Consider the following 19538-nt stretch of genomic DNA (forward strand, 5'->3'; position numbering starts at 1 on the left):
TTATTGTTGACCACGCATTGTCGATTTAACATGGGCTGGGACAGTTTCCGGAAACTGTTGTTGTAAGCGCAGCATTTCAGCACGAAGCTCTGCTACCACCTTAGGGTGTAAAGCAGCAACATTGGTTTTTTCATACCAGTCTTGTTTTACTTGGTATAACTCCTCAACACCAAGACTGTCATTAACTAACAGTTTCCAATCCCCTTTTTGTATACCGTAATTTGGCCAGTTAGCAGTGGCAGTGCTCTTACTCGCTTTGCCCGGCGGCCAAACCCAATATAAGGTTTTACTTCGTTCGAAGGTTTCTCCTTCTAGGGCCAAACGAATGTTTTCTCCATCAGACACAAACTCTGCGGGTAATTCAGCACCTGCAAGGGCAGCAAAGGTAGGAAGTAAATCAACCGCATTTAACACCGAGGTTTTATCGATAGCGCCAGCAAGCACAACACCTGGCCAACGGGCAATGAAAGGAACCCGCACTCCACCAGCATATAGTGAACGTTTAGCGCCTTTTAATCCTAGTGTTTTACCCACTGAATAGAAGGTACCAAAGCCTGGACCAGTTGAATCATCATCCATGAATTTTCTTTCTCCGGTAACTTCCGGACCGTTATCTGAGCTAAAGATAACCAAGGTATTATCATCAATACCCAGCTCTTTAAGTAGCGCCATGATTCTCCCGACATCACGGTCTCCAGCAGCAATAATGGCTGAGTACAACATGTCTTGTTCATTTAAGTGCCCGTATTCTTTCATTAACGCAGGCTCTGGGTAATGGGGCGTGTGAGTCTCATGTATCCACAGGTTGACAAAAAATGGCTGATCTTTATGGCGTTTAATAAAATCAATGGCCCGTGTGGCTGTCTCGGAAGGCGGCATATTGTAGCCAGGTAAATTAAAAGCAGCGTATTCGTCATAACCATATTCGTTTGGCAATGGCGCATCTTCAATTTGAACATTAGTTAAATGCCATTTACCGAAATGGCCAGTGGCATAGCCCGCATTTTTGAGAGTGCGCGGCAGCATTTCAACTGTTGGGTCAAGCCAATCAGGCATGCCAGCACGCTGGTGATGATCAATGGTTGCAAAATGTTGATTGACGTTATTTCTTGACGGAAACTGCCCCGTCATAACTGCTGCGCGGCTTGGAGAGCACACTGGGCTGCTCACTGAAAACTGATAAAAATCCGTTCCTTCTGCAGCTAATTTATCAATATTGGGAGTCTTGACCTGTTTATTTCCATGAACACTTAGATCTCCCCATCCCCAATCATCTGCAAAGATATAAATGATGTTAGGTTGCTTTACTAACACGGCCTCTGACGAATCAGTTCCATGACTTGAAGTGTTCGTGACACCACAAGCAGCCAGACCAAAGCTGATGAAGCTAACAGCCCCAAAAACTCTCACGGACCTCAATAGCTTAAAGGCCACACTGTTTTTTTGGCTGTGACTAATTACTCGTTTAGTAAGGTTAAATTTATCCATTATTGACTTCTCTTTGGGAAGATTTCACCCAAATCATTAGGGAGAGATTAATAACAAAAGATTAACATAATCAAATCATATTTAAAATAATATTTTATATTTGATAATTCACCTGAAGGCTAGATATTGAGAAAGTCATCATATTGGCTACGCCAAAACCCACATGGAGTCATTTACACCTAGCATTAACTAAGTCATAGGTTCTGACTATAAATAACCACTACACCTTGCCACTCAGCGCCCGAAGCATTGTTTTTATTAAATAATAAATACTTATCAGCTATTCTGATTTACCAAAAAAAAACCACTGCTAAGCAGTGGTTTTTGGGAGGCCGAATCACACATTCAAGTTAATTTAATTGATGAAATTTACTTTTTACCATAAAACGATTTTCATCAATTAAAATGATACCGTATTCTTTTGCTTCTTTAGGTACCGTATAGGTGTAACCTAATTTATTCTCAGTAACAGTTACCGGTACTTTTACATACGTGGAAGCAACTTTACTTTTCTTACCTTTTTTACCTTTTTTGTTTTTCTTCGCTTTTTTATCTGCTTTAGCCTCGTCAGATATTTTAATAAGGGCATAGCTCTCAACAACATCAGTGTTACCCTTAGCTAATGTCACTGAAACCTGGCGAGATTTAGCATCAAAATTATCATTAACAATACTCGGAATAAGGGCTACTTGTTGTTTATGCTCTTTATCATTGAATCTAGTAGGATCTTTATAAGGGTATTTTGCATCATAATCTTTTAGATATTTCTCTAATCGTTGAGATAAGTCTTTAACAACTTCAGGTTCTTGTTTAGCGATATTATGCATTTCTTCTAGGTCGTTTCGTTTACCATTTTTATAAAGCCGATAAAGCAGGTAATCACCGCTCAAATAGTTTTTATATAACTTAAAGTCTCCAAATCTTATGGCTGACTGTTGCGTTGATTTGAGACCAAATGGGTAATGCCACCACAACTCTTCTCTAGGTTTTCCATTTTCATATTTAACGTCATTTTCATCATCTATTAGTACGTTTGAAATATCTAAACCGTCTAATTCCGCACGATATTTTTCAGGAATTTCACTGTTTGTCAGACTTAATACAGTTGGGAAAAAATCTAATTGGTTGATTAAAACATCCTTTGTTTTTCCTTTAACAATATTAGGGCCGGAAATCAGCATTGGTACTCTAATACCGCCTTCCTGAGTATACTTTTTACCCTTATCTAAAGGTGCATTATCCGACATAATTTCGTCTCTGCGTTGCTCCGCTCCGCCATTATCAGAAGAGAAAAAGATGTAGGTTGTTTCGTACAATTTTTTACCAGGATTTCTAGGATCGTCGGTTTTCTTTAAATAATCGACAACACGCCCAAGGCTCCAATCTAAAGTGGTTACCATAGCGCCAAAGTAAGGGTTGGTTTGTCCGCCCGTCGTTATTGGAATATCTTTGGTAGGGAACTCCATGCCTAATTTATCAGTATAATATTGCAATAATTCACGGTTTTTCGTGTGAATTGGGTAATGCACCATCCAATGAGCTAAATATAAAAAGAAAGGTTCTTGCTTGTTTTTGTCCATAAATTCAAGTGCACTTTCAGTAACCTCATCGGTTGGATATGAGATCCCATTGGGTGAGTCTTTTGTAAAAGGATAGTACTTTTCGTCACTTAAACGATATGGGTCTTTTTTGCTGTGTGTTGCAAAATAATTAACTCGATTGTTCTTCCCTTTCGGCCCTTGGTGCGCGCCTCTAGACTCATTCACAAAATCAAAACCTTGATTCTTTGAGCTTTGAATCTGAAGATGTCCCGCGTGCCATTTGCCTACGTGGCCGGTTTTGTAACCATTCATTTTTAATGCTTCAGCGATGGTTAAATGCTCTGGGCTTAATCCTTCGGGAAAATATGCACTAATGTATTTTTCCGATTTATGGGGAGCTGGAATTTGTCCACCCACTACATTGGTTATGCCGGTTTTAGCAGGATGTAAGCCGCTTAGAAGTGCTGCTCGTGAGGGAGCACAAGTTGGAGCAGGAGAATACGCGTTAGTGAAATTAATCGCATCTTTTGCTAATGCTGCAATATTAGGAGTTTCCCAAACAACTGGGTCATCCAAATCATTTAATGTTGTATCCTGCCAACCTAAGTCATCTGCATAAAATATAACGACATTAGGCTTTATTAAATCACTATTTTCATTACTACTTGCGTGGTTAGAGGTAAAAAATGTTAGTGAAATAAGGGTTAAGAGCACTTTGTTTGTTTTCATTGTATATTTTCCATAAACGCTATAGAAATAATCAGATTTAAAATAAAAATAGCGCTATAAAAAATAGCGCTATTTAATTCTTATTAAACGTTACAAAATCTAATATTGGACCTACTTACACTACGGCTGAACTAGCTCAGTAACTATAAGCGCTTCATTTGAATTAGTTGTGTAAGTAACATCATCACCATCAATATAAGTTCCTTCAGCGTAACCTTCAAAGTCTTCGCTGAACACTGACACAGTGCCGGCTACATCAGAATATATGTTTACGTCATCAACATAAAAAGCAGCACCAACGACAGGATTAGCACCTGCACTTAATTTCAATGAAGCACCGTACATACCACCTAATACGTTATCAGAAAATTGACTAAGCGAAGTAAATGAACCATCTGTAATTGTTAACGATGCATCTGAAGTAGTCACAACTTCGCCATCGATTGATATATTTAGAGTAGGTGTAACTGTACCATCACCAGTCCATGTTATTGCAACATCAACCCAATCACCAACAGTAAAGGTTTGGTCAAGCAACAAAGTTTTATTATCGTTACGAAGACCAATCACACCTTCGGTACTGTCATTACTGGTACCAAGCACATCAAAATATAATTCAAGTAATGATGATCTAGCATTACCATCACCAGACAAGGTTACACGTGAGCTTTGAAGTCCCGCGAAAGATGGGTTATCGTCGAAATTAGTTGCACTTTTCTCAACTTTGAATGAAAACGTCATTTTTCCATTTTGGAGTGGTGTGCCAGCAACTATAGGATTTATTTGGCCAAAGTATTTACCTATATCGCCTGTACTTGTATCTATATTGCTATCCGTCATTTTGACGACATTATCTGCAACTAGTTCTGCACCGGTAATAGTGATAAGTAGTGGAGTTACCGTCCCATCAAAGGAACTGAGCATAATCGTATCTACTAGATCATCATCCGTACTCGTTAGCCCTGCAACCGTTGCATTGCTGGTATCTAAAGTATAATTCCAAGCACCGCTGGATGTAATGCTAAACATACCGTAAGTTGTTGTTATATCACTCAACTCTTCGAACGAACTCTCCCCTTCATTAAGGTCTGTAACAATCGCCGTACCGGTAACAGGTTCAGCCTCACTAGAGGTGACTGTAGCACTCAAAGCACCTGAAAACTCAGCATCTGTAGGTGGAAGTGGCGCTACGCTGGTCGTAGCTTCAGAGGTTACATCCTCCGCGAATCCGTCATTATCAACATAGGTAACCGTCACAGTAACCGTTTTACCCACCTCATCGTTAGTTAGCGTAACTGTCGGCGCATCGGTGCCGATAGAATCTGTGCCTGCTAACCAAGCGTAACTGACACCTTGTAGTGACAAGCCGTTATCATCAGTGATAACAGCAGTTAACTCCTGTCCAGACTCCACAGTACCGGTAATTTCAACAACACCTTCAACATTTAAGATAATTGGTTTGATCACCTCAGTGGCTGCTGACACAACGGATTCATCAAAACTATCATTATCGGTATAGTTCGCAGTGACTGTGATAGTGCTATCAATATCACTATCAGCCAACACATAGCTACTGGATGTAGCCCCTGGTATTGCCACACCAGCTGATAACCATTGATAGGATACTGTAGATTCATCAACACCGTTCACATCACGTACTTGTGCGGTTAAGGTTTGACCCGAAGTCGTCTCACCTGATATGGAGACTCCACCTTCTACATTGAGTTGGTGGTCAGAGTCTGAACCACAGGCAGTTAATGCTAAAGCAAGTGCAGATACCGTAAAAATATTTTTCAAATTTTTCATTTCTTACCCTAAACTATTGTTTTTTAATTATAATTTTGTTTTATAAAAGACCTTGAGAAAACACTAAAAATTATATTTTAATGAAGCAGAGTAGGTTCTTCCTCGATCAAAATAATCTAGGAAAGTTGATTCATCGCCATAAAAATCACGACGTTTATCATCAGTTACGTTATTTGCACTTAACTTAATTGACAAATTTCTTGTCGGTTTAAAGCTAACATTAACGTTTAGCTTTTCTTGTTCGCCACTAAAGCGTGAAGTGCTTGATTGTGAACCTGTTCCTCCCAAAGAGCGAAAGAACGATCCGCGATAGGTGTAGGCAACTCTAATTTTGTACCAATCGGCTTCGTAAAAGCCAACAAAGTTAAAGTTATCTTTGGACGAACCTGGAAAACCAAAGCCAGCATCACCCACGTTTTCTCTATCAAACTTAGAATCAACATAGGTGTAGTTCACAGAAAAACCAAAGCCAGCCAATGCAGGCACTAATTTTTCAAGTGGTTGCAATAACCCGATCTCAACCCCTTCGGCTGTACCATCTGAAAAGTTGATATTGGTTGTTAGTTCCCAAAGGCCGTCATAACCCGCTAAAGGTTGATCCACCAAGGTATCTCTGATGATGAAATCATCAATTTCTTTGTAAAAGCCACTTAATATGAATGCACTATCATATTTCGAATAGTATTCAAACGTAACATCAAGATTCTCTGATGTCATAGGGTTCAAAGATGGGTTGCCAATAACTGCAGAATTATCATCTCCATCAATATCAAGTTTGATTCTATTAATCGGTGCGATATCTTGATAATCAGGACGCGACATTGTTCTTGATAGTCCAAAACGTAATGACATATCATCGTTTAAAGCAAGATTTAAATTCAGACTAGGTAGATATTCCCAATAATCGGTTTGAGTCGTAACTAAGCTTTCTGTAACTTCACCACTTACAGTTTCTATTTCCTGTAGGGCAGTTGCTTCATTATCTGTAAAAACAGCACGCATACCCACGTTACCGGTTAACGGCAAACCAAATACTTCTGTGTATAAATTGGCTTGGCCATAAATTGCAAAAATATCTTCTGTCATTTCATAAGACTGATCCGGATCAACTCCAATCTCGTCCCAACTATAACTTTCAATTCTTGGGTCAATAGTGACGGCTGATGAATAAAGTGGAACCAGATAACGTGAGGGTGAAATATTTTCACCATCTATGAACTCTTCAGGTAAGCGATCGCCAATCAATGCAGCACCTAACATCTCATCAGGAAAATCGTCTAAAGTGCCAGAATTGGAACGCTTTGAATCGATATCTGTTCTATCAAAGTGAGCCCCAAAAAAGACCGATGAGAGTAAGTCATTATTGTCAAATGCGTATTCAAAATCTGCTGTTAATCCAAAGTTTTCACCTTCAGTGGCAATCTGTCTGATACTTGCTCTGGAGTATTCATAACCTTCAAGAATATCTGCATCTGGCGCCGTTATCGAAGGTATGTTACCTGTTCCGTCATAAATAAACGTACTAGGGTCTAAATCTTTCTCAAATCGAACAAAACGTAGATCTTGTTCGTAATCGAGTGTCGATAAATAAGCGTCAAAATTACCTTTTAAAGCATAACTAAATATCCAATCAACATTGATACCGGTAACTAAATTTGTTGTTTCATTATCGTATTTGGTTGCCGTGGTCCTAGCGGCCACGCCATCCGCACCTACATTTGACTGAGCAAGATTAGCGTAACGAACCGTGCCATTCTCATCTATAACGATCCCAGGATTACCTGCTTCAGATTGGTCATATACAGGGTTTTTCCACACTCTATTTTGATTCATATTAATTTGAAACTGATTACGAGTTGATTCGTTATTGTAGTTGGAGTACATGAAATCCCAATTGATATCTATATCTGCATTTGGCTGATATTGAATACCTGTGGCAATCGCTAAACGACTTGGCGTTTCACGAATGGGATTGAAGGTTACATTTTTGGGTGCTCTAGCTGTTTCCGTTTCACTTTCACCGTTTATTTCCTGAGTAATTGAGTAATTGTCACCCCAATTTATTCTCATTTGGTCTCGCGACTTATGCTCATCACTAGCTTCTAGGGCTACGTATCCGCCTAAATCACTGTCGTCATTGCGAAATGCACTAATTACGTTAAAACGAATTCCTGGTTCTTCATCAATATCATTTATATCTGTACGAACACCAACCGACGTAAACATATCCTTTTTTCTTAATTTTCTAAGATCCAAAGGTTTCATCGTTTGTAAATCGACTTGGCCTGCTAAACCGCTTTCAGGACGACTAGCAGTAGAACCTTTAACCACTCTAACGCCTGATAGGACACTTGGTGGAAAGGCATTAAAATTCATTTTACGTAAATTTTTACCTTCGTTACCTGATGATAATAATCGGCGGCCGTTAATAGTCGAGTTTACGAACTCTGGTCCTAGACCACGAATCGAAACCCGGTCTCCATCCGTACCTGCATCATCGGTTTCAATTTGAACACCTGGGATTCGTTGAATAGCGCCAGCAATAGAGTCGTCAGAAAACTCACCAATATCTTCAGACGTAACTGCATCAACAACGGTATCCGCGTAACGTTTTATTTGGGCAGCATCTTTTAAACTACCATAGATTCCCTGGACTTCAATTACTTCAACTTCACTTGGCTGATCATCATTTTTTTGAGACTCTTGAGCTGCAGCGAGGCTTGTATTCAACACGCCTGTTGAAAAAACAGCCATTGATATGGCAATTGCTAGCTTATTCTTATTATGAAAATTCAAAGACATTATGCTTTCCCCTGTATAAACTTTGTTCATTCATTTACCTAATGTTTACATGGTAAACAATGTTTCACATTTAAAACAGCCTTTTTTGTTATTTTTTTTAGATAATTCAGCAATAAAAATAAAACATTTAATTAACAACACGTTAGAAAGGGGTTTAGAGAAGCATTTATTTAACAAATAATGGATTTTTACACCTTAAATAATTGAAATACGCTTTTTGATAACAGATCTATGATTCGAATTTTGGCAAAGTAGTTAATCTTTCGTTAACAATTTAGACTGAGAAATGACAATGATAGTTGACCATTAACGGAATATGAAACAATATATTATATACAAAATAAATTAGAGGTTGTTCTTCAAATGGAAGAGAAAGAGAAAAAGAAACGCAGTTATTCTGCTCCCGCCCTAGAAAAAGGTTTCGAAATACTAGAACTTTTGGCGGAAGTGAAAGAGCCGATGTCACTTGCCAAAATCTCAACAACATTAGAGCGCTCTAAAAGCGAAATATATAGAATGATTTCGGCACTAGAACATAGAGGCTACTTATCCAGAAACGAAGGAAGCGACTCGTTTCATATAACAAATAAATTATTTGATTTAGGTATGAAAGTGCCTCCCGTTGGTACCTTAGTGGAGGCTGCGTTTCCAGTGATGCACAAGCTATCCGGGGATATTAAACAATCTTGCCATATCGCGGTTGCCAACCAACAACATATGGTGGTTATAGCAAGAGTACAGAGCCCAGCTATTGTAGGTTTATCGGTTCGAGTGGGACATCATCTTGACCTATATAAAACCGGCTCAGGTAGAGTTCTTTTATCCTATATGCCTGAGAAAGCAAGAGAAGAATCCCTCAGTATATTTGAAAAAACGGATAACGACTTTAACAGAGAAGAATGTGAAGAATTAATTGAGCGGATATTAAGTAAAGGCCATGCTAGGTCGAAAAGTCCAATCGTTTCAGGCTTAATCGATTTGTCTTTTCCGATCTTTCTTGGAAAAAGTAAAGAAGTGATTGCCTGTATAACGGTACCTTATATTGTAGAAAAAGGTATTTCCTTAAGCCTTTCAGAAACCGAATCTTATGTGCGAGAAGCAGCAGCTGAACTTTCTGAATTGGCGCAAACCTATAGCGGGTTTTAGTCAGTATTTGTTTGGCGCGTTTTAAACTAACGTGCCAAACATATGTCATTACCTTAATTCAGTAAAATCTTAAATCCAATCACAGGTTGTTCCGGTAATGTTTTAGGCAACCAAATAGTTAAACCCTCTTCACTTCGAGACCAATTCACACTCTCGTTGGCACCAAGTATAGATATGCGCCGAATATTCCTACTCAGTACCCCATCAGTCTTCAGTGTTTTAATGTGAATAAGTTTATTAGGCGGTGCCAATACAAAGGCAAATAGACTATTGTTTTTATGGGTAAAGCGAATGTCTTGTGCAGAAAACGCGCTTAAGTTTTCTCCCGTCCGTTTTGACACTATCTTTAAAGGACCTTCTCCAAAGACTTTCCAAGGTCGGGTGCCATAAATGCCTTCTCCATTGATTTTAATCCAGTCACCAAATGCACGAATATAAGCGGCCTGCTCTTCTGGCAAGGTGCCGTCGCCACGCAATGCTACATTCATCATGACCACTCCATTTTTACTTATGGCATCTACGGCATTCCCAAGCAACACAGGTATACTCATCTTGGTCATTAAGTTTTTTCGATAAAACCAGTTACCAGAGATATCTGTGGCCCACATCCAAGGATGAGGTTGAATTTCGCCAAACATGCCTCGCTCAAGGTTGTAGGTAAAAGCGGCTTTATCCATATTTGCATTTTTGAATGAAAGAACCGTGGTTTGAGTACCATTATTTTCCCGTAAGTCACGATTCAGAAAATCAGAAAACAATGCCGCTCCCGAGACCTCTGCAAATTCATCATCAGGGTATGGTGAGTCGTTATTAAACATATCTGGATCGTATTTTTCTATTAACTCCCAACTGCGTTCAAACCAGTGTTTGTTCCAGGATTTCTGGGATGCAAATTCAGTGGGATGGTAGTCCATTGCAAAAAGTTGCCACTCTAATGTATTGGGTTTTTGATATTGTCGAGCAGCATTAAAAAAACGTGGAGCCCAATACAAATGTGTCGATACGCCAAATTTAAGACCGTATTTAGTGGCTGCATTTTTCCATTCTTGAATAGTATCTCGTCTTGGTCCCATATCCACTGCGTTCCATGGATGAGATGAGTCGTACATATCGAAATTATCATGATGAGTGGCCACCGGCATAATAAAACGAGCACCATTTTCTTTAAAGAATTTAACCAGACCATCAGGGTCCCAATTTTCCGCTTTAAAAGACGGTATTAATTTTTCATAACCGAACTCAGATGGGTGTCCATAACGTTCGGTATGCCATTGAGTTAACTTAGCTGTGGTTTGCTTATCTCGTTCGGGGTTTTTAGAAGGAGTAATAAACCCCTCAGTACCGTACATTCTTCTACCATAATGAGAACCATCATGGGGTCTATTTTCATCTATTGAAGAAGGGATACCCCAATGTGTCCAGATACCTATTTTGCCATCCACAAACCATTCTGGTACTTGATAGTTCTCAGCCATCGACTGCCAATTAGGTGCAATTGCCTTATTCTCTTTGGGAGAAATAGTTGGTTTTTCGTTTAGCTGTTGAGTGCAACCACTTAAGGCACTAAAACAGCAGAACACAGTGATGCCTAAGTAAGCTACTTTGCGTACAACTTTACAATACGTCATTTGAACTCCATTAAGGTATTCGATTTTCATAAGGAACTTGCTGTATCCAATGGTCAAGGGCATATCCCTTGTTATACATGGGTAAGACCCACTTAAACGCCATTAAGGGGCACAAAGCCTTTTGCGCAACCATCCACATTAAATTTATTCTGGCGATATGAAATAAAAAACGAACCTGAAAGGTTCGTTTTTATCACTTCGATGAATCTATGCAACACACCTTTCATGCCAGACTCATCCCATCAAAACTATTCTCTAGTTCAATTCAACCACCTGCACTTATGTAACAAGTCGAGATTACTTAACTGCAATAGCTTTTGGCGAAAATATTTTTGTTTCTTTTAAGTAACCTAAATCTGGGTAACTTACTAAAAAATTATTTTCATCCATCAAATTAAACACATAATGGGTTGTTCCTTTAGGCAAGTTTACAGACACTTTATCACCGTTAACCTGCATAGTTAGGGGTACCCAAACTTCACCTCGTGTACCGCCATTTTTTGTGTACAGTAATTCCGCATTTACAATATTAGCGCCATTGTTTTTGTATGTTAACCAGACAGTATTGTTATCAAGCCCATGCTCTTTAACACTAGCTACTTTATTTTGGTTCGGTAAAGGGAACTTAGCTTTAGGGTTTGAGAAAGGAAAACGGCCGTTTAGTTTTTGTAAACGCTGTTCTAATATCCGATTCATTTTTTGTGCTTTCTCAGGCATTTTTTTGACTAGGTTCTGCGACTCTTCTATATCCACACGTTCCGAACCATTTTCGTACAGTTGATAAAGCTCTAATGATGCTTTTTCCTCGGTTGGAGTGTATTGTCGGACTAGTTTGTAATCTCCAATACGAATCGTAGATTGCATAGAACTGTTGGGGAAATGCCAAAACATAGTATCACGTGTCTTTCCTGTCCACGGGTCGGTAACCAATGTAGGATCGTTTGGCGCTGTTTCTAACAGAATTGATAAATCAGCACCGTCGAGTATTTGGCCTTCAGGTAATTTTGTATCAGTCCAACTAAGAATGGTCGGGTAAAAATCCACACCGTTAACCATAACGTCAGACTCTTTGTTAGCAGCAACTTTTGGTCCTTTAATAATAAAGGGTACTCGAACCCCGCCTTCTTTTGCATTTATTTTACCCTTATCTAAAGGGTAGTTGTCGGTAATAACTTCCCCTCTAAGGCTCTCCATACCGCCGTTATCTGAAGTAAAAATGATATAAGTATTTTCAATCAGTTTGTGACCAGGCCATCTTGGATCATCAGTTTGTTCAAGATACGTGATAAGTAAACCAGTATAATAATCGAACATTTCGACCATCGCCGCATAATAGGCATTTCTTTGACCTCCTTCGCTCCATTCATCTCCTTCCTTAGGATAAGCCACGCCTAGCTTTTTATAATATTTACGCAGTAACTCTTCACTTCTTGTGTGTATAGGCGTATGTACTAATCGAGTTGAGTAAAAAAGAAAAAATGGGTCTTGTTTGTATTGCTCCATAAAATCAAGACCATCCTGAGTGATATCATCAAAAGGAAAACCATTTGCATCTAATCGATAAGGGTCGTCAGCAGACGTTGTTGCAAACCCTTTTGTACGATTTTTCATTTTTTGGTGTGCACCAAAACCATGCTTAGAAAATTCAAATCCTTGCGAAGTAGGCAAAGGAATATCTGTGCCAGGAACGCCCACATGCCACTTACCTGAGTGACCTGTTCTATATCCGTTGGATTGTAACAATTCAGCTATCGTGACTTCTGAAGTCGGTAAATGACCCGCTTGCCATGGACTGATTAAAGACGATGAGTTGTTATACGGCATAGGAGGATGCCCACCTCTAACCGCCGTTCTTTTGATTCGAACTGGATGTTTGCCCGATAGTATCGAACCTCTTGAAGGCGCACATGTCGTTGCTGCCGAGTAACCTTGCCAGAAAAGTACCCCCTCTTTTGCAAGTTTATCTATATTGGGAGTTTCAAATGGAGAAGGCTCGTCAATATCGTAACTTTTTACGTCTTGCCAGCCTAGATCATCCGCTAATATTAACAGTACATTGGGTTTATGTGGCCTTTCAGTTGCCAACGCATATGATACGTTTAGGCAACAAAGAACAGAGAACCAAATTATTTTAGACATAGTATTTTCCTGATATACCTTAGAATGATATTTGATTAACTAACCCAAGATTTTTTGAAACACCTCGAGCATTTTAATAACAGTGATTTACAACGACTTGTATTTATCGCTGGTGACTAAATAGTTATTTTCATCAATTAATACAAATACATAAGCATTGTGTTCTGCAGGTACATAAGCCGTTATCGTGTTTTTTTCTGGCTCAATTGTTACCGGTAATTTCTTGTAAGTGATGAATAATTTACCACGCTTTTTCCCATCCTTCGGTTTTGCAATTTCGGCCAGTAAATATGCCTCTTTAACTGCGCTCTTACCGGCAACTAAGCTAATTTGAGCTTGACGTTTTGCCTTATCAAACCTGTTTGAAGAGACTTTAGGAACCAAAACTCTAGCTGCCGAATTGTTCTTATTATCCGGATTCAAATAGGGATAAATGGCATTATTTTCGTTGAGAAGTTGTTCCAAATTAGTCGACAAGGTTTTAACGACATCAGCGTATTGAGGATCAGCAGCTAAATCATTGGCTTCTTCAAGGTCAAATCGTTCGCCATCTTTATAAAGTCGATATAACGAGTAGCGATTTTCTGTATAATACTTATACAGTTTAAAGTCACCTTCTCGAATAGCACCGCGCATTGAATCATCACCATAATGGGGGAAATGCCAGAACAAGTTTTTTCTAGGCTCGCCATTTTCATCAACAACTATGTCGCTATTTCCTTGCAGCACAGGAGATAAATCCAAGCCACTGAGTTTACTTTTATGCTGCTTATCGATGGTAGATCCGGTTAACTCAAGAATGGTTGGAAAGTAGTCTAACTGGTTCACCATTCCATCATATAAAACATTGCTTTTCACCGTTGGGCCAGCAACTACCATAGGCACCCTTACGCCGCCTTCCTCTGTATGCTTTTTACCTTTATCCAGAGGGTAATTGTCAGTAATGATTTCCGTGGTTTTTGTTTCTGCGCCACCATTGTCCGAGGAAAAGAAAATATAGGTGGTGTCGATCAATTTTTTACCTGGATTGCGAGGATCATCGGTTGCCTCCAGTAATGAGATTAAGCGTCCTAAACTCCAATCAACAGTGGTGACCATGGCACCATAGTATGGATTTGTTTGACCAGTAGTGGTGATTGGATCAGGTGTCTGAGGAAAAGGTATACCTAATTTATCGGTATAATGCTCTAGTAGCGCTCGGTTTTTAGTAATAATAGGTACATGCACCATCCAGTGCGCAAGATAGAGAAAAAAGGGCTCGTCTTTGTTGTCTTTAACAAAACCCAGTGCATTTTCTGTCACTAGGTCCAGTGGATAAGGGATTCCTTGTGGATTCTTGTCACTAAAAGGCGGATATTTTTCTTTACTCAACGGGTAGGTTTCATCGTCAAATATTTTTGCACGGTTTTTAGAATTCCGGTGTGCTCCCCTGCCCCCAAAAGTAAAGTCAAAGCCATAGGTTGTGGGTGAATTACTAGCATAGTGGCCTAAATGCCACTTTCCAACATGTCCGGTTTTATATCCATTGGCTTTAAGTGCTTTTGCCAACGTTAAGGTATCAGTTGATAAATGATCATTATAATAAGGTGGAATTCCCCGAGCGTCTTTATTCATCGGCGAAGGGATCCCCGCCCCGCTCACATGGGTAAAGTTAGTTTTTGCCGGATGCTGTCCCGATAATAAACCACCTCTTGAGGGCGCACATGTAGGTGCTGGTGAATAAGCTTGGCTAAAATTCATTCCTCGATTTGCCAAGGCTAACATATTTGGCGTTTCCCAAGGCGAAGGTTCGTCGATATCATTCAATTGGGTGTCTTGCCAACCTAAATCGTCAACGTAAAAAATAATGATATTGGGCTTTTCGAGGGTCCCAATCGCCTCATTCGCTTGTACACTTTGTCCCAAAATAGTGATGACTATAAGCCCTAACAATTTGTACATAACATACCCTACATAAAATAATGACTGATAAAATTATTCTAAACGAATTAATGCATTTGACTCGTAAAGCTAAGCTTTATCAGCCTAGAGGTTTAACTGAACAACTATCTATTCAATCGACCTTAAATAAAAAGAACCGTCCGTTACGCCCCGTCAAACACCTACTATTGATGAACGCTTAATCTTACAGCCCTTGTTTGCCATAGACTTTTTAATAATCGACTGTCTTCAATGTTAAGTGTTTCCGCATATTCGGCTTCTAAAAAGTGAACATAGTTCGCGGTCGTGAACCAACAAAATAAACCATATACGATACATCGTTTTATATTCGAAATGTTATTCTATATTAAAAATATTGTAAATTACAGGTAAAAATATCTTTTATATTAAAAATTTGATTGAGTATGGTTGGAGTTTACTTAAGCCGTAGGGCTGCAATGACAGTGATTCTAAAATACTGCTATTTGAGACCCACACAATCACAATAGCCTAACCATAATAATTTGACAGTCATGGTTATTAACCTTTGATTACGCCCCTTTCTGATAACCACTGCGGTTAATTAAAAACACCACTGAAAAGTAACAGAAAAAACCAATGACAGAAGTTATATAAAGGTCAACAATCTATAAGATGTTTTTATTCTAAGACTCGTGCTGCTTTTAATAGTTGAGCGTAGCCCCTTTTCTAGGCGGATTGGTTTCATTTTCCCACCATTGATTTGGTCCGTCTGTTTTTATGTCTTCCCAAGTCTCTAGTAATCTAGCTTTCATTACCGTTAGTTTTTCTGGCATTTTAGACGCGAGATTATTTTTTTCCTGCCAATCTGTTTGCACGTTAAACAGCATAAATTCAGTTAGTGTATCGTTACCCACTATCTTCCAATCGCCAATGCGCATGGCCACACGATCCTCCGCCGGTGAAACATGTGTTCGCCAAAATAATGGAGTGCTGCGCTGAAGCTCTTTGCCAGCTAAGGCAGGTAGAAAGTTCACCCCATCAATTTTGCGATCTCTTGGTGCTGGAATATCTGCAATAGCTAAAACGGTACTAAAAATATCGGATCCTATAATAGGTGTATCATTCACCGTGCCTGGTTGAATATGTCCTGGCCAGCGCACAACAAAAGGAACCCGAATACCGCCTTCAAAATCATTTCGTTTCAAGCCTCTTAAACCGCCACTATTGCCGCCCACTCCCACCACTGGACCATTATCAGACAAAAAGATAACAAAGGTATTGTCACTAAGCCCTTGCTCATCAAGTACCTCCATTATTTTACCCAAGGCATAATCCATTTGCGTTATGTTCCCGAAGTACTTCTTATTCACAGGGTTTTCATTGGGGTAAAGTGCAGAAAACTTAATATCAGTAGCTATTGGCTTATGGGGTTCATGAAACCAAACGGACATCATAAACGGCTTGCTTGCGTCTCGCCCTGTTTCAATCCATCGAATGGCTTCGTCTGCCACTAAAGGCGCGGAATAGCCTTTCATTTCCCCCACGGCTTTATGGTTACGTATAAAGTTATTTGGATTTTTATGGCTTGGTTCTGCATTATTTTGAGTGGCAAACCAATAGTCGAAACCATGATCATTGGGATGAGGATAACCCTCATTATTGAATTGATGCTTGGACAGTAGATGCCATTTCCCAAAGTGGCCGGTGCTATATCCGGCTTGTTGAAATAAACTAGGATAGGTAATTTCACTAGCCCGTAAATGCGCTTCATGTCTTCCGGAAAGATGCCGCCAAACACCATTACGATAGGGAGTTCTGCCGGTTAAAATTGATGAACGTGCAGGTGAACAAACCCCTGCTGATGAGTAACCCTGGGTAAATTTAACCCCTTGGGCAGCTAATTTATCCAAGCTAGGGGTTTTTATGGTTTCATGACCATAAGTAGCTGAATCGCCCCAACCCATATCATCGGCCATTACGACAATAATATTCGGTTTTGATGTAGCAGAAACATGAGTACTTATCAGAGCTAGAAACAGGCAAACCCACAAAACCACTCCCAAAAAATGTACGTTTTTCATTCTTGTTCCTCACCTTGCTAGCTGCCTAAAACCATTAAATGATTAGACAAACTCAAATCACTGTTTTATATTTGAAACAATATTCTATATTAAAAATAAGCAATGAGGAAACAAAAAAGCAGCATTTGATTAACAATTATCAAAGTGTTTGGTTGTAAAAAACATTGCCAGAACAGACGAAAACTGACCGACCAAAATTGCCAATGAGTTAAAGGCTTGCCTGGTTAATAATGAATCCATAGACAGGTTTTGCGGTTTGCGACTCACAAACAGACTTACTGAACAAAGGTAGAATTGTTCGGTGATTTAAGCAGCATTTTTATTTGTAAATATGAAAAAGTGACACCAACTAAAACACGGTGTAGAGACTAAATTATTTTCAATGACAAATGCGCCATTTAGGAAATAATATTACAATGAAATTAGGTAAACACACAATGAATCCAATACTCTGTGCTCGAGCGGGTTTGTTCGCAAACAATACTTTGGCTACTAAAAAATATCATTTAGGTTTAAACAAATTGACCAACTCCTTAACAACCAAGTTTACAAAAGTCCTTTGTATATTCATTTTTTCTGCCAGCGCAGTAATAACCCCAACTTTTTCCTATGCTGATGAAAACAAGCCAAACATTATATTTATAATGAGTGACGATCAGGGTTACGGTGATGTATCTGCGTTTAACCCCAACAGTAAAATCGATACACCGGCGATTGATCGCTTGGCTCAAGAAGGCATGATGTTTACCGATGCTCACAGTGCCTCTGCAGTTTGTACACCCACACGATATGGCGTTTTAACAGGTCGATATCCTTGGCGAACTCGTTTACAAAAGGGCGTATTAAGTGCCAAAACCAGCGTACTTGCAGATGGCAGTATTAGTGTGGGTGATGAGCCGCTAATAGATGAAAAAACCCTAACAGTGGCGCAATTTTTAAAAAGCCAAGGCTACGATACAGCCATGACTGGAAAATGGCACCTTGGTTTTAAGTATATCCTACCTAAAGGTTCTGAAATTGATAAGAGTCGCGGTAAATTTTACGATGCCGTTCCTGTTGGAACTAAAATAATTGATGGCCCGATTGAACGAGGGTTTGACAAATATTGGGGCTTTCATCATGCCCGCCAAATGGGCACTTGGATCGAACAAGATGAGGTAACCTATAATTTAGAAAATACCGATGAAATGTTAAATCGCATCACCGAAAAAGCAGTGGACTACGTATCTGATCCAGCAAGAAAAAAGGCCCCTTTCTTCTTATATGTACCCTTTAGTGCTCCCCATAGTCCTGTTGTACCCAGTAAGAACTGGGTTGGCAAAAGCGGAATTAATAAATACGCTGACTTTGTGATGGAAACCAACAACTCCGTTGAACGTATATTACAGGCCTTAGACAAAGCGGAACTTACAGACAACACCATTGTTATTTTTACAACAGACAATGGCACATCTCCCAGTGCAAGAATCGAGGAGCTACTAGCTGCGGGTCATCAGCCAACCGCGGACTTGCGCGGCGTGAAAGCGGACTTGTGGGAAGGTGGACACAGAGTACCTTATATTGTGCGCTGGCCGGGTCACGTCAAACCCGGAACGACATACGATAAAACGGTGGTTCATAACAGTTTATTTGCAACAAGCGCGGAGATATTAAAGGTAGAGTTACCAAATGATGTTGCGGTGGATAGTTTCTCAATATTACCCGCCTTAAAAGGTTCGCAAGTGGAAACCCACCCCATCGCGATTCATGCATCAGTTTCAGGTCACTTTGCTGTGCGCGTTGGTGATTGGAAACTCGCAGCATGTAAAGGTTCTTGTGGCTGGAGTGAAGGTGGCGAAAACGACATCCCAATGCAGTTGTACAACATGAAAACAGATCGCGCAGAAACTACCAATTTATACAAACAAAAGCCTGAAATTGTAGCGCAATTAAAGCAGCAGTTAGAACAAGTGGTTAATAATGGTTACAGCGTAGACGGAAAGACTGGCAGTAACGACGTCCCTGTTACCATATACAAAAAAAGCAAAGTTAAAAGTAAGAAGAAAAAGAAGTAATAAGAAAATGGCATGGATATTTGTACTTTTGATGTCAAAAAGAAGCTCAGAGTAACTCTGTGCTTTCTTAATAAGGCAAATATCCAGCCTATTTTTAACCATCTCAAACGGCAAGAAATTGTGCTAATTAGCACAAATCCCATAGTCTAATGTGAACGTATTTGTGCAACTCTGTTTGCTAAATAGAGATAGTGTATTTCCGTATCTTCTGTTGCTAGTACT

Annotated in this window: 11 protein-coding genes; 3 read left to right on the plus strand and 8 right to left on the minus strand. The window is 39.5% G+C overall.

Annotated elements, in window-relative coordinates; translation table 11 throughout:
* The 4 genes from VUI23_RS14025 to VUI23_RS14040 all read right to left on the minus strand — a co-directional run bounded on the left by VUI23_RS14025 (position 1) and on the right by VUI23_RS14040 (position 8366).
* Positions 1 to 1488, minus strand: a complete 1488-nt coding sequence (locus tag VUI23_RS14025) for a sulfatase-like hydrolase/transferase (protein WP_342804731.1) — start codon at positions 1486 to 1488, stop codon at positions 1 to 3.
* A 350-nt stretch (positions 1489 to 1838) separates the two neighbouring features.
* The gene (locus VUI23_RS14030; RefSeq protein WP_342804732.1) at positions 1839 to 3758 is read right to left on the minus strand and encodes a sulfatase; all 1920 of its coding nucleotides are present in this window, start codon (positions 3756 to 3758) and stop codon (positions 1839 to 1841) included.
* Positions 3759 to 3878: 120 nt separating this feature from the next.
* Positions 3879 to 5564 carry a VCBS domain-containing protein gene (locus VUI23_RS14035; protein WP_342804733.1) on the minus strand — a complete coding sequence of 562 codons (1686 nt, stop codon included), beginning with the start codon at positions 5562 to 5564 and terminating at the stop codon, positions 3879 to 3881.
* A 63-nt stretch (positions 5565 to 5627) separates the two neighbouring features.
* Positions 5628 to 8366: a TonB-dependent receptor gene (locus VUI23_RS14040; RefSeq protein ID WP_342804734.1), complete on the minus strand. Its 2739-nt coding sequence runs from the start codon at positions 8364 to 8366 to the stop codon at positions 5628 to 5630.
* A gap of 363 nt (positions 8367 to 8729) precedes the next feature.
* On the opposite strand from VUI23_RS14040, the gene VUI23_RS14045 reads away from it, so the two are divergent.
* Positions 8730 to 9512 (plus strand): IclR family transcriptional regulator, encoded by a 783-nt coding sequence (locus tag VUI23_RS14045; protein WP_216048194.1) that lies wholly within the window; start codon positions 8730 to 8732, stop codon positions 9510 to 9512.
* Positions 9513 to 9565: 53 nt separating this feature from the next.
* Here VUI23_RS14045 and VUI23_RS14050 read toward each other — a convergent pair whose 3' ends face one another.
* From VUI23_RS14050 to VUI23_RS14060, 3 genes are all read right to left on the minus strand, one after another.
* The gene (locus tag VUI23_RS14050; protein WP_342804735.1) at positions 9566 to 11140 is read right to left on the minus strand and encodes an alpha-L-fucosidase; all 1575 of its coding nucleotides are present in this window, start codon (positions 11138 to 11140) and stop codon (positions 9566 to 9568) included.
* Positions 11141 to 11437: 297 nt separating this feature from the next.
* Positions 11438 to 13279, minus strand: a complete 1842-nt coding sequence (locus VUI23_RS14055; protein ID WP_342804736.1) for a sulfatase — start codon at positions 13277 to 13279, stop codon at positions 11438 to 11440.
* Positions 13280 to 13366: 87 nt separating this feature from the next.
* Positions 13367 to 15220, minus strand: a complete 1854-nt coding sequence (locus VUI23_RS14060) for a sulfatase (RefSeq protein ID WP_342804737.1) — start codon at positions 15218 to 15220, stop codon at positions 13367 to 13369.
* A gap of 20 nt (positions 15221 to 15240) precedes the next feature.
* Here VUI23_RS14060 and VUI23_RS14065 point away from each other — a divergent pair, with 20 nt between their 5' ends.
* On the plus strand, positions 15241 to 15402 hold the full coding sequence (locus VUI23_RS14065) for a hypothetical protein (RefSeq protein WP_342804738.1): 162 nt from the start codon (positions 15241 to 15243) through the stop codon (positions 15400 to 15402).
* Between the two features lie 480 nt (positions 15403 to 15882).
* On the opposite strand, the gene VUI23_RS14070 is transcribed toward VUI23_RS14065, so the two are convergent.
* Positions 15883 to 17262, minus strand: coding sequence for a sulfatase-like hydrolase/transferase (locus VUI23_RS14070; RefSeq protein ID WP_342804739.1), 1380 nt, complete (start codon positions 17260 to 17262; stop codon positions 15883 to 15885).
* Between the two features lie 416 nt (positions 17263 to 17678).
* On the opposite strand from VUI23_RS14070, the gene VUI23_RS14075 reads away from it, so the two are divergent.
* On the plus strand, positions 17679 to 19316 hold the full coding sequence (locus VUI23_RS14075; protein WP_342804740.1) for an arylsulfatase: 1638 nt from the start codon (positions 17679 to 17681) through the stop codon (positions 19314 to 19316).
* The last annotated feature ends 222 nt before the right edge of the window (positions 19317 to 19538 follow it).

The sequence above is a fragment of the Alteromonas sp. M12 genome, from assembly GCF_037478005.1.
GTDB classification, from domain to species: domain Bacteria; phylum Pseudomonadota; class Gammaproteobacteria; order Enterobacterales; family Alteromonadaceae; genus Aliiglaciecola; species Aliiglaciecola lipolytica_A.